General features: G+C 72.2%; 11 protein-coding genes. 3 read left to right on the top strand and 8 right to left on the bottom strand.

Annotated features, from left to right (window positions below):
- Positions 1–39 precede the first annotated feature (39 nt).
- From ACIQTP_RS23625 to ACIQTP_RS23615, 3 genes are all read left to right on the top strand, one after another.
- Positions 40–1581: a S8 family peptidase gene (locus ACIQTP_RS23625; RefSeq protein WP_403402652.1), complete on the top strand. Its 1542-nt coding sequence runs from the start codon at positions 40–42 to the stop codon at positions 1579–1581.
- Between the two features lie 79 nt (positions 1582–1660).
- A complete protein-coding gene (locus ACIQTP_RS23620; protein WP_403402649.1) occupies positions 1661–3043 on the top strand; it encodes a CoA transferase in 1383 nt (460 codons plus the stop codon).
- A 144-nt stretch (positions 3044–3187) separates the two neighbouring features.
- Positions 3188–4255 carry a CopD family protein gene (locus tag ACIQTP_RS23615; RefSeq protein ID WP_403402646.1) on the top strand — a complete coding sequence of 356 codons (1068 nt, stop codon included), beginning with the start codon at positions 3188–3190 and terminating at the stop codon, positions 4253–4255.
- Between the two features lie 11 nt (positions 4256–4266).
- Here the strand turns inward: ACIQTP_RS23615 and ACIQTP_RS23610 are convergent, their stop codons facing one another.
- The 8 genes from ACIQTP_RS23610 to ACIQTP_RS23575 form a co-directional block, all read right to left on the bottom strand.
- On the bottom strand, positions 4267–5316 hold the full coding sequence (locus ACIQTP_RS23610) for a zinc-dependent alcohol dehydrogenase family protein (protein WP_403402643.1): 1050 nt from the start codon (positions 5314–5316) through the stop codon (positions 4267–4269).
- 41 nt (positions 5317–5357) lie between these two features.
- Positions 5358–6053 carry a lysoplasmalogenase gene (locus tag ACIQTP_RS23605; protein WP_403402641.1) on the bottom strand — a complete coding sequence of 232 codons (696 nt, stop codon included), beginning with the start codon at positions 6051–6053 and terminating at the stop codon, positions 5358–5360.
- Positions 6050–6922, bottom strand: a complete 873-nt coding sequence (locus tag ACIQTP_RS23600; protein WP_403402638.1) for a sterol desaturase family protein — start codon at positions 6920–6922, stop codon at positions 6050–6052. The genes ACIQTP_RS23605 and ACIQTP_RS23600 overlap by 4 nt, the downstream gene beginning before the upstream one ends.
- Before the next feature lie 147 nt (positions 6923–7069).
- Complete coding sequence (locus tag ACIQTP_RS23595) at positions 7070–7780, bottom strand: VIT family protein (RefSeq protein WP_403402635.1); 711 nt, start codon at positions 7778–7780, stop codon at positions 7070–7072.
- Positions 7781–7804: 24 nt separating this feature from the next.
- Positions 7805–9064 (bottom strand): amidohydrolase family protein, encoded by a 1260-nt coding sequence (locus ACIQTP_RS23590; RefSeq protein WP_403402632.1) that lies wholly within the window; start codon positions 9062–9064, stop codon positions 7805–7807.
- Entirely contained in the window at positions 9061–10344 is a 1284-nt protein-coding gene (locus tag ACIQTP_RS23585; protein ID WP_403402629.1) for an amidohydrolase family protein, read from the bottom strand. The genes ACIQTP_RS23590 and ACIQTP_RS23585 overlap by 4 nt, the downstream gene beginning before the upstream one ends.
- An 11-nt stretch (positions 10345–10355) precedes the next feature.
- Entirely contained in the window at positions 10356–11240 is an 885-nt protein-coding gene (locus ACIQTP_RS23580) for an SDR family NAD(P)-dependent oxidoreductase (RefSeq protein WP_403402626.1), read from the bottom strand.
- Positions 11240–12037, bottom strand: a complete 798-nt coding sequence (locus tag ACIQTP_RS23575) for an acetoacetate decarboxylase family protein (protein WP_403402623.1) — start codon at positions 12035–12037, stop codon at positions 11240–11242. The genes ACIQTP_RS23580 and ACIQTP_RS23575 overlap by 1 nt, the downstream gene beginning before the upstream one ends.
- Positions 12038–12268 lie beyond the last annotated feature (231 nt).

Raw genomic sequence — 12268 nt, 5'->3', positions numbered from 1 at the left:
GGCTCGTACCGCTCGTACCGCGAATGAACTGGAGACTCCATGACCGCGCCTCGCAAGCGCTCTCGTCGCGCCATAGCCCTCCCGCTCGGGATGGCCACGGCGACGGCCCTCGCCTTCCTGCCGAACGTCAGCGCCTCGGCGGCCGACACCGACAGCTCCGCGACGCGGACCGCCACGACGACGGCGGACGCGACCGCCCTCAGCTATGTCGTCAACGTCCGCCCCGGGCACGGCACTTCCGCCTCCGTGAAGAAGGCCATCGCCAAGGCGGGCGGCACGATAGTGACGTCGTACGACCAGATCGGCGTGATCGTCGTGCACTCATCGAACGCCGACTTCGCCAAGACGATCCGCGGCGTACGCGGCGTGCAGTCGGCCGGCAACACGCGCAACGCGCCACTGCCCGCGCAGTCGACCACCGACATGGGCGCGCCCCAGGTGCTCACCGCGGCGCAGGAGCGGGCCGCGAGCGCCACGGCCGCCGCCGGGCAGGACCCGCTGGAGTCCCTCCAGTGGGACCTGCCCGCCATCAAGGCGGACAAGGCGCACGAGAAGACCCTCGGCAGCAGCAAGGTGACGGTCGCCGTGATCGACACCGGTGTCGACGACACGCACCCCGACATCGCGCCGAACTTCAACCGCGACGCCTCGGTCAACTGTGTGACGGGCAAGCCGGACACCACCGACGGGGCCTGGCGGCCGACCGCCGCGGAGAGCCCGCACGGCACGCATGTCGCGGGCGAGATCGCGGGCGCCAAGAACGGCGTCGGCATCACCGGAGTCGCGCCCGGAGTGAAGGTCGCCGGCATCAAGGTGGCCACGACGGCCGGCTACTTCTACACCGAGGCCGTCGTCTGCGGTTTCGTGTGGGCCGCCGAGCACCACGTCGACGTGACCAACAACAGCTATTACACCGACCCCTGGTACTTCAACTGCAAGGACGACCCGGACCAGAAGGCCCTGGTCGACGCGATCACCCGTGCCTCGCAGTACGCGGAGCACAAGGGCACTGTCAACGTCGCCGCGGCGGGCAACGAGAACTACGACCTGGCGGCCGACTCGATCACCGACCCGGTCTCCCCGAACGACGGCACGCCCTCGGACCGGGTGATCGACCCCTCCAAGTGCTACGACATCCCGACCCAGCTGCCGGGTGTGGTCACCGTGGCCGCGACGGGCGCCAAGGGCATCAAGTCGTCCTTCTCCAACCACGGTCTGGGCGTCATCGACGTCGCCGCGCCCGGCGGCGACTCGACGCGCTACCAGACCCCGGCCCCGCCCGCCACCAGCGGCCTGATCCTCGGCCCGCTGCCCGGCGGCACGTGGGGTTACATGGCCGGTACGTCGATGGCGTCCCCGCACGTCGCCGGGGTCGCCGCCCTCATCAGGTCGACCCACCCGCACGCCTCCGCCGCCCTGGTGAAGGCGCTGCTGTACGCGGAGGCCGACGCCACGCCGTGCACCGACCCCTACGACATCGACGGCGACGGCAAGGTCGACGCGGTGTGCGAGGGCACGAAGAACCACAACGGGTTCTACGGCTGGGGCACCGTCAACGCGTTGACGGCGGTCACGAAGTAACCCTGTGAGCGGGAGGGGCCGGGCGCGCACCCCGGCCCCTTTCGCCGTGTTGATTCAGTACACCCTGCATAGTGCCGTCATGACTCATACGGACTTCGCGTGGGCGGCTCTGGGCGGCGACCCCGCACTCGTCTCACAGATCTCAACTGTCGCACGGGAGGGGGCGCTGCCCTCACGGCTGCCGGTGCGGGCGATGGCCCGGGCGTGTGTCGCGGTCTGTGCCCTCGCCGGGGCCGAGCTGACCGCAGGCCGCACCGGAGGCAAGGTGCCCGAGGTGCGCGTCGACGACGGGGCCGTCGCCACCGCCTTCCACAGTGAGCGGCACCTGCGCGTCGACGGTGGTGAGCCCGTCAACTTCGCCCCGCTGTCCCGGTTCTGGCGGACGGCGGACGGCTGGGTCCGCACCCACGCGAACTATCCGCACCACCAAAAGCGGCTGCTGGACGCGCTGGGTGTACCGGAGGACCGGGGCTCCCTCGCCGAGGTGCTCGCCGAGATGCTCGCCGAGCGATCGGCCATCGAGGTGGAGGAGACGGTGTACGCGGCCGGCGGCCTCGCGATCGCCCTGCGCACGCCCGGCCAGTGGGCGGCGCACCCACAGGGGCGGGCGATCGCCGCACATCCGCTGCTGGCCCGCGAGCGGCTGGACACGGCACCCCCGCGACCGCTCGCCCCGCTCGCCGGGGATCCGCTGCTGCCCGCCGCGGGCGTACGCGTGCTGGACCTCACCCGGGTCATCGCGGGCCCGGTGGCCACCCGCACGCTCGCCCTCCTCGGCGCGGACGTCCTGCGGATCGACAGCCCCCGGCTGCCCGAAATCGACGACCAGCACGCCGACCTGGACTTCGGGAAGCGGTCCGCCACGCTCGACCTGGCGGCGCGCGGGGATCGCTCGGCCTTCGAGGAACTGCTCGCCGAGGCCGATGTCGTCGTCACCGGGTACCGGCCCGGCGCGCTGGACCGGTTCGGGCTCTCCCCGGGGGCACTGGCCGAGCGGCGGCCCGGTCTGGTGGTGGCGCAGTTGTCGGCGTGGGGCGGGTACGGGCCGTGGTCCGGGCGGCGGGGCTTCGACAGCCTCGTGCAGGTCGCCACCGGGATCGCGGAGATCGAGGGGTCCGCGCAGGCGCCGGGTGCGCTGCCCGCGCAGGCCCTCGACCACGGCACGGGGTATCTGCTGGCCGCCGCGGTGCTCCGGTCGCTCACCGAGCAGACCCGGGAGGGCGGGACACGGCTCGTCCGGCTTGCGCTCGCGCGGACGGCCGCGTGGCTGGTGGACGGGCCGGCGCACCGGGACGAGGAGGCCGCCGGCACCTCGTACGAACCGGGTCCCTGGCTCGCCGAGACCGACAGCGACCTGGGCCGGCTCAGGTACGCACGGTCGCCCGTCTCCTTCGCCGGCGGACCTGCCGACTGGGCCCGGCCGCCGGGACGTTGGGGGACGGACCCGGCCCGGTGGGCCTGAGCCACCGGGACGGATCGAGCTCCGACCGCGCCCGGTGGGCGTGAGCGAGGCGTCGGCCGGAAACGTACCTATGGGCGGAATGCCGAACCACCGCTTGTTTCCCTGCACTTGCCCGGTTCTGTGCCGACTGGTGAAGATCTTGGGGTGACCTTGATACGACCGACAGCCGAGCCAGCGGGCGCGAGTGGTCCGGCGCGGCGCCCCGCGGCGCGCCGCGCCATCGCCCTGCTCGTCCTGGTGGCCGTGGCCGCCCTGATCCCGCTGTTCGGTCCGCGCCCCGCGCTCGACGGCACCGGCGAGGCGGCCGCCCCCGGCATCGGCGGCATCGCCCTGCTGCGCGCGGTCTTGTTCGCGGCGCTGTGCGTCCCCGCGGGCGAACTGTTCGCGGCCCGGCTGGCCCGCCGGGTGCCGGACGCGCCGCTGGAGCACGCGCCCCGCAGCTGGGCGCCCTACGCCGCGGCGGCCGGGTTCGTCGCCGCGCTGGGGCTCGCCTCGGTGGTGGCCACCGGCAATCTGCTGCCGCACCACCTCTCCGACATGGACGTCGGCGGGCTCTACCAGAGCCGGGACGGGAAGCTCGCACTGCTGGAGGTCAACGCGTTCCTGGCCGCCGGGCTCTGCGCCCTCTCACGGAGACCGGCCGCCCAGGCGTGGCCGCTGGCCGCGGTGGCCCTCGCGGAGGCGCTGCGCGCCCACCCGGCGCCGGAGCACGGCCCGCTCGTCGGCTCCGGTCTGACGCTCGTTCACGTGACCTGCGCGGCCCTGTGGACGGGCGGCCTGCCGCACGTACTGCGGATGCTGCGCACCTGGCGCGCCTCTTCGAAGGCGGAGGCGGAGGCGGAGGAAACGGCCGGGACGGCGGTTTCGGCGGACGCGGCCGGCGCGGCGCTTCTGGGCCTCTACGCGCGCGTGGCCGCCGTCCTGTTCGCGGCGCTCACCGCGACGGGCGTGTGGAGCGCGCTGCGCCGGATGCCGCCCGGCACGGTCCTGGACCAGCTGACGGCGACGTCGTACGGGCGCACCCTGCTCGCCAAGCTGGTGCTGGTGGCCGCCGTCGCCGTGCTGGCGCTGCTCGCGCGGCTGCGGCTGCGCCGGGCCGCCGACCGGCTCAGCGCCTGTGTGCCCGCTCGCGCGGAGGTGGTGGCACTGGGCCTGGTCGTGGCGGTGTCGGGGCTGCTGACGGCGCTGCCGCTGCCGATCAGGTGGTCATGAGCATCAGGTGGTCATGAGCCGTTGGTGACGAGCACCTTGAGGGCGGTGCGCTCGTCCATCGCCTTGTAGCCCTCGGGCACGCCCTCCAGACCGACAGTCATGTCGAAGACGGGCGACGGGTCGATGGTGCCGTCCAGGATGTCGGGCAGCAGCTCCGGGATGTACGCCCGCACCGGCGCCACACCGCCGCGCAGCGCGATGTTCCGGTCGAACATCACGCCCAGGTCGAGGCCCGTGCCGCTGCCGTGCGGCACGCCGACGAAGCCGATGGCGCCGCCGTCGCGGGTGATGTTCACGGCCGTCCGCATGGACTGCTCGGTGCCGACCGCCTCCACGACGGCGTGCGCGCCCTGGCCCCGGGTCAGCTCGCGGACGGCCTCGACGGCCGCCTCGCCGCGTTCGGCGACGACGTCCGTGGCACCGAAGGCGCGCGCGATGTCCGTACGTGCCTGGTGGCGTCCGAGCGCGATGATCCGCTCGGCGCCGAGCCGCTTGGCGGCCAGTACGGCGCACAGCCCGACGGCGCCGTCCCCGACGACCGCGACGGTGGCGCCCTTGCGGGCTCCCGCGCCGAGGGCCGCGTGGTGACCGGTGCCCATGACGTCGGAGAGCGTCAGCAGGGCCGACAGCAGGTGGTCGTCGGAGGCCGCCTCCTTGGGCAGCTGTACGAGGGTGCCGTCGGCGAAGGGGACGCGCACGGCCTCGCCCTGACCGCCGTCGTAGCCGACCGCGCCCCAGAAGCCGCCGTGCTCGCAGGAGGTGGTGAGGCCCTCGCGGCAGTAGTCGCAGACGCCGTCCGACCACATGAAGGGGGCGACGACCAGGTCGCCGCGGCGGACGCCGGTCACCTCGGAGCCGGCCTCCTCGACGATGCCGAGGAACTCGTGCCCGATCCGCTGCCCCGGCTGCCGCGCCGCCTCACCCCGGTAGGCCCACAGGTCGCTGCCGCAGATGCAGGAGCGCAGCACCCGCACGACCGCGTCGGTGGGCAGTTGCACCAGGGGTTCGGGGACGTCCTCCACGCGCATGTCGTACGGGGCGTGGATGGTGGTGGCGCGCATGACGAGGATCCTTCTCGGCCGATCGGCTGGGTGAGATGCGCTCAGGGGGTGGTTGAGCGCATCTCACCGTACGCCGCCCTCGCCGCGGTATGCGCGCTGAGGGTGCCCTGCACTCCGCTGACCAGCAGGAACTGGGCGGCGGCATAGGTCAGCATGATCCAGAAGTCCGGCCTCGGGAGTTGCGGCCAGTCGGCGACGCCGGTGGCGATGAGGGTGTCGGACAGCAGGAAGAGCGCCCCGCCCGCGCCCGCGACGGGCCCGAGCCGGGTGCTTGCGGCCGCCATCGCGGTCAGCAGCAGGCTGTAGCCGGCGACGGGGATACGGAGGCCGGCCGGCAGATCGGGCCACAGGAGGGTGACGGTGACGACGAGGGCGAGGACGTACGCGCCACCGAGCCAGACCGACGGCCCACGCACGTGTGGAGGGCGTTGTGGCGAATCCGGCCTTCTGAAGAGCAGGAGATAGCAGACGTGACCGGCCGCGAAGGAAGCCATTCCCACGAGGAAGGCCGGGTCGGCGTCGGACAGCAGCAGTACGTCGCCGCCCCAGCCGCAGAGCAGGGCGGCCACCAGGAGCCGCGGTCCGCCGCGTACGACCGCGTGGGCGGCGAGCAGCGGCATCAGAAGCGGCTTGGCGACCAGGTGCCCCGGGGTGAACCCGACGGCCAGGGAAACGAGGTCCACGACAGTGGCCACGCCGAAGGAGACGAGCAGCACGCGCGCGTGCCGTGGACTCACGCGACGGGCTCCGTGACCGGCTTGCTCCCCGCGGACTTCGGCGCCGGCTGCCAGCCGGGCCCGCAAAAGACCCGCCCCGCCCGCTCACGCCAGCCGGTCGCCGCCTTCAGGTCCCTGGCGATGGCGGCGTACTCGTGGGTGGCGACGCGCAGGGGGTTGTACGTGGCGATGTTCTTGGTGAGGCCGTAGACGGGCCGCTCGGTCTCGGCGACGAAGGACCCAAAGAGCCGGTCCCAGACGATGAGGATTCCGCCGAAGTTGCGGTCCAGATAGCCGCCCTGGGAGGCGTGGTGGACCCGGTGGTGGGAGGGCGTGTTGAACACGAACTCGAACCAACGGGGCATCTTGTCTATCCGCTCCGTGTGGATCCAGAACTGGTAGACGAGGTTCGCCGACGAACAGAACGCCAGCGCGGCGGGGTGCACACCGAGGGCGATCAGCGGGACGTAGAAGGGCCAGACCGTCCAGGTCGTCCAGGGCTGGCGCAGCGCGGTGGTGAGGTTGAACTTCCGGCTGGAGTGGTGGACCACGTGGCAGGCCCACAGGACGCGGATCACGTGGTGCCCGCGGTGCGACCAGTAGTAGAAGAAGTCCTGCCCCAGCAGCATCAGCGGAACGGTCCACCACAGAACGGGAACCCGCAGCGGAGTCACGTCATAGATCGCCGCATAGATCCCGACGATCGGAATCTTCCACAGAAAGTCGAAGACGAGACTCCCGAGCCCCATGCCGACGCTCGTCGCGGCGTCCTTCGTCTCGTACCCCGCGGCATCGTCGTCCGGATGGATCCTGACGCTCACCACCTCGATCACGGTGAGCAGCACAAAGGCGGGTATCGACAACAGCACGACATCGGGCAGGTTCGGCATGGGTGCACCGTAGAACCGCAGCTCGGCCACGGCTAGACGTTGTTACCCACAAGTATTACCGGGGGTACGCGCTTGCTTATTGGTGATCTCCGCCAAGGACGCCGACAGGTCCGGACCGATGCTCGTCAGATGTTCGCTCGGCGCTCGTCACACCCCCGCCGCCCCCAACAACACCCCCGCCGCGTAGGTGACCCCCATCGCCAGCGCACCCCCGCCCACGTTCCGCAGTACCGCGCGGCCCGGGTTCGCCGAGCCCAGGCGGGCGCTCAGCCAGCCGGTGAGGACGAGGGCGGCCAGTACCGAGAGCACGGTGACGCCCAGGCGCCAGGCCGCCGGGGGCAGGACGATGGCGAGGAGGGGGAGGAGGGCGCCCACGGTGAAGGAGAGGAAGCTCGCCCAGGCCGCGTGCCAGGGGTTGGTGAGGTCGTCGGGGTCGATGCCGAGCTCCACGCGCGCGTGGGCCTTCAGGGCGTCGCGTTCCGTGAGCTGCCCGGCCGCCTCGCGGGCCACCTCGCGGGTCAGGCCGCGCTGCTCCAGGAGTTCGGTCAGCTCCTCGAGTTCGGCATCGGGCTGTTCGCGCAGTTCGCGTCGTTCCAGCGCCAGGGCGGCCTTCTCGGAGTCCAGTTGGGTGGAGACCGAGACGTACTCGCCCGTCGCCATCGACATGGACCCGGCCAGCAGCCCGGCGAGGCCCGCCGTGAGCAGCGCGGAGCGGTCGTCCGTGGCGCCGGCCACGCCGACGACGAGGCCCGCGGTGGATACGATGCCGTCGTTCGCGCCCAGCACCGCGGCCCGCAGCCAGTTCAGGCGGGAGCCGAGGGTGCCTTCGTGGGCCTCGTCGTGCGTGGGTACCGTCACACGGGGAGGATGCCACCTGGCGCGTCACCAGACGCGCACTGACGCTCCTCGCGCGAACACCGGGCTCGTCGCGTCCGCCGGGGGCCGCGTCAGCGGTTCGGCCAGTTCCGCCACGGTCGGTCCCACTTTCGCCGCGAGGTGATCCAGGGCGTCGAGGTCGAAGCCGTAGACCCGGGCGGCGTTCCCGCCGACCATCGCGGCGACCTCCTCGCGCGGCACGCCCGCGTAGGCGCAGCGCAGGCCCTCCCGGGAGTAGGGGTAGGTGCCCTCGTCGTGCGGGTAGTCGCTGCCCCACATGATCTTGTCGACGCCGATCCTCGCCCGCAGCGGCACCTCGTGCGGGCGCATGAAGCTCGCGCCGACGAAGCAGTTGTCCCGCCAGATGTCCGAGGGGCCCTTGCCCATCGACTCGTCGAGTCCCGCGCCGAACTTCGACTCCGCCGTCGGCCTCTTCGCCCTCTTCGTCGCCGCCGCCGACAGCCTCCCGTGGTAGTAGTCCAGCATGTCGAGCACTCCGGGGATCCAGCCCGAGCCCTGCTCGGTCAGCACCAGTTCCAGGCCGGGGTGGCGGCGGAAGGCACCGCCGAAGACGAGGTGCCAGAGCGCGCGGTGGGAGAACCAGGTCGTCTCGACCATGAAGACCGCGCGGGCCGCCGGTTCCTCGCCCAGTGGCGGGGACGCCGAGCCCGCGTGGTGGTTCACGGGGACGCCCAGCTCCTCGCAGACCGCCCAGATCGGGTCGTACGTCGACGAGTACAGCTCGGGCAGTCCCGAGCCCGGTGGGGTGCCGGGGAGCAGCAGACCGCCCCTGAGCCCCGCCCGGGAGGCCCACCTGATCTCCTTCACCGCCTCCTCCACGTCGTTCAGGAGGATCTGGAAGACACCCGCGCGGCGGCCCGGCGCGGCCGCGCAGAAGTCCGCGAGCCAGCGGTTGTGGGCGCGCAGGCCCGCCCAGCGCCGTTCGAACTCCTCGGCGGTGGGGGCCGGCGCCATCAGCGAGGCCGACGGGAAGAAGGGCGGGATGGTGTTGGGGAACACCACCTCCGCGACGATGCCGTCCTCCTCCAGCTCCGCCAGGCGCCGTGCGGAGTTCCAGTTCCTGTCGGCGGTGTCGGCGAGCAGGTCCTCGTACGGATTGACGTAGTCGGCCGCCCACGCGTCGAACGCCTCGTGGTGTTCCTTCGCCAAGTAGGGCCGGTAGTCCAGCAGGTCCGCTCCGGCGTGGCAGTCCGCCGAGATCACGGTGTAGCGGTCGGTCGCGGGGTCGTTGGTGGGTGCGCTCACGGCGTCGCCCCCAGGACCGGGAAGTCGTGGTCGGTCAGCCAGTGGCGGCCCACCTCGCGCGAGCGTGCCCAGGACGCCGCCACGGCCGTCTGGTCGTCGCTCTGGCCGAGGTCCGTCGGGGTCGGGCCGATGCGCCGGGCGAGCGGGGTCAGCCGCTCGACGTCGAAGCCGAAGACCTCGGCGGCCGCGAGGCCGAGCATCCGGCGGGTCTCCGTGACCGGGATGTCGTGGAAGGTGCGCCGCAGCCACGCGCGTGTGTCGGGCCAGGTTCCCTCGGGGTGCGGGAAGTCGCTGCCCCAGAGGATGTTGTCGACGCCGATCTCGTAGCGCTGGGCGAGTTCGCGGCGCTTGGTGTTCGTCGCGCAGATGAAGAGCTGCCGGTCGAGGTACTCGTGCGGGGGCCGCTTGAGCTCGGCGAAGGGCGACAGCTTCTTGCCGCCGTGCGCGCCCAGGTAGAGGCGGTCCATGAACCAGAGGAGGTTCGGCAGCCACCAGCAGCCCGACTCGGCCACCCCGAACCGCAGCCCCGGGTGGCGTTCGAAGACGCCCGACCAGAGCAGGAACCACAGGGGGCGCGCGGGCCACCAGGTGACCTCGGAGACGTAGATCCCCAGGTGGTCGCCGTACTCGTGGCGCGGCGCCGCGCCGGAGTGTGTGACCACCGGCATCCCGCACTCGGCGGCGGCCGCCCACACGGGGTCGTAACGGCGGTCGTGGTACGGCTCCTTGTCGACCCACATGGCGGGGATCATCAGGGCGCCGAGTCCCGACTCCTTGGCGCGGTACACCTCGGCGACGACGGCGTCGGGGGCCGCAGTGATGGGCAACAGGGCGACCCCGCGGTGCCGTTCGGGGTTCTCCCCCACGAACTCCGCCAGCCAGCGGTTGTGGGCCTGCGCGCCCGCCATGCCGAGCTGCGGGTCGTGGTCGCCGGAGAGGCCGAGGCCCACGCCGAAGGGGGCCGCCGTGCGGCTGTCCACGGCGTCGGCGTCCGGGAAGACCACCTCCCCGGCCACGCCGTCGCCGTCCAGCTCCTTGAGGCGCTGCGCGGTGTCCCAACCGCCGTGCAGACCCTCCTCGTTGTCCTGGAACCAGCGGTCCGCGAACGCCTCGTTGCGGATGCCGAGCCGGGTCATCTCCTCGCGGCGCAGGCTCTGGCCCGCGAGGAACTCGTCGAAGTCCCGGTGGAAACGGGAGTCCAGGTAGGGCCGGTACTCCTCGGTGGGGAGCCCGGCGTGGCAGTCGGAGGAGATGATCAGATAGGGGTCCCGGTCGGTCATCGCCCGCCTCCTCAGTCCAGGATGAAGTGCTCTAGGTACGACGGGTCGGCCCGGTCGAGCATCGACTGCGACCTCGCCCGGATCTGCCGGTCGCTGTGCTCGCTCGCGGGCAGCAGCCAGAAGCGGTCCTCCCGGATGCCGTCCGCCACCAGGTCGGCGACCTCCTCCACCGGCGTGAACCGCACCTCCTGGCCCGCCTCCTTCATCGCGGCCTCCCACTGGTCGAGGCTGCGGTACGGGGTCTTCCTGGGGCGCTGTTTCGCGTAGCGCTCGGGCCGGTTGCGGTGCGACTCCCACAGGCCGGTACGGAGCATGTGGGGCCCGGGGAACAGCACGGACGCCCCCACGCGCGCGTGCTCCGCCTTGAGGTGGGCGTACAGGGACTCGGTCATCGTCACGACGGCCGCCTTGGTGACGGCGTACACGGAGGCGGTCGGCAGCGGGGCGATCCCGCCGTCGCCGGAGGAGGTGTTGACGACGTGGCCCGGCTCTCCGCCGGCGATCATCCGCGGCACGAAGGCCTGGATGCCGTGGAAGACACCCCAGACGTTGACGGCGAAGGCCCACTTCCAGTCGTTCGGATCGTGCTCCCACATGCGGCCCTCGGCGCCGGAGCCGACCCCCGCGTTGTTGCACAGGACATGCACGGCGCCGTACTTCTCGTACGTCTCGGCGGCGAGCGCGTCGAGCTGTTCGCGCTCCGAGACGTCCACCACGCGCGCGTGCGCCTCCGCCCCGTCCTCCCGCAGCGTGGCAACGGCCTTCTCCAGGGCGCCCTCCTCGACGTCCGCGAGGACCACCTTCAGACCGTCCGCCGCGAACCGGCGCGCCATCGCGAGCCCGATACCGCTCGCCGCGCCGGTGACGACGGCGACCTGCCCCGCCCGTACATCCATCAGGCGCTCCCTTCCGGCGGCCCGTCGAGGATCTGCCGCGGATCGTCGTAGCGCTGATGGATGTACGGCAACAGGGCCTGGACGCTGACGCGTTCGACCACCCTGCCCGTCTGGTCGGTGGTCTTCTCGCCGAGGGTGATCTCGACCAGTTCGCGTACGGGGAGATCGGCGACCGGGTCGTACATCGACTCGCGCAGCACGACGTCCCCGGTGACGCGCTCCAGCCTGCGCACCTTCTCGTCGCGCACGCAGTGCACGAGCACGGGGTGGCCGTCGAAGCCCGAACCGTCCACCGCGGGCAGGAACTTGAAGTAGAAGTCGGTCTTCCGGGCGGGCTCGGGCAGCGGCAGGTCACCGCTCACCGCGCCGCGTACCTCGACGAACGCGATGCCGTGCCGGGCGAGTGCGGCCCGTACGACGAGGCCGTCGCGTTCCACGGTCACCTCGCCGAGCTTCTTGGGCTCCCCGAAGACCTCGCGGCCGCCGATGAGTGCCCGCTCGTGGGTCATCGGCATGACCAGCGGGTACCAGCCCTCGACGCCGTCGTGCGCCGCGGCGACGGCGAACGAGCCCGCGCCGAGCGGATAGCCCGGCAGGTCGACCTTGCTGATGTTCACCCGGACCAGGGGTCGTCCGGTGGGTTTGAGCGGGGGTGGCAGGACCGCCGCGACCGCGTCCGGATCGCTCTCCCAGACGGCCACCACACCGGTGGACCAGATGTCGGGGAGCTTGGCGCTCGCGGTGCGCGCGGCGGCGATCTCCGCCTCGGTCCGTGCGCCGTACCTCACTCGTGCCATGTCCGTACCGCCCTTCGTAGGCGCTACCTGCTGGGGCGCGGAGCACGCTTGCAGGACACCGTCGAAAGGTCCATAGCCATGCGTCGGCCATGCGCCCGGAGGCGTGCGCCGGGCCGAACCAACCGGTGACCCGCGCCACAAAAGACACCCCCGCCACGAGCTGACCGCGTCAACTCCGGGGAACCGGACCGCCCGTCGGTTCCGGGAAGGTGGGGGCCGGACTGTCAGTCA

It is taken from the genome of Streptomyces sp. NPDC090798, from assembly GCF_044768965.1.
GTDB lineage: Bacteria > Actinomycetota > Actinomycetes > Streptomycetales > Streptomycetaceae > Streptomyces.
This window is presented reverse-complemented; position numbering and strand designations above follow the sequence as displayed.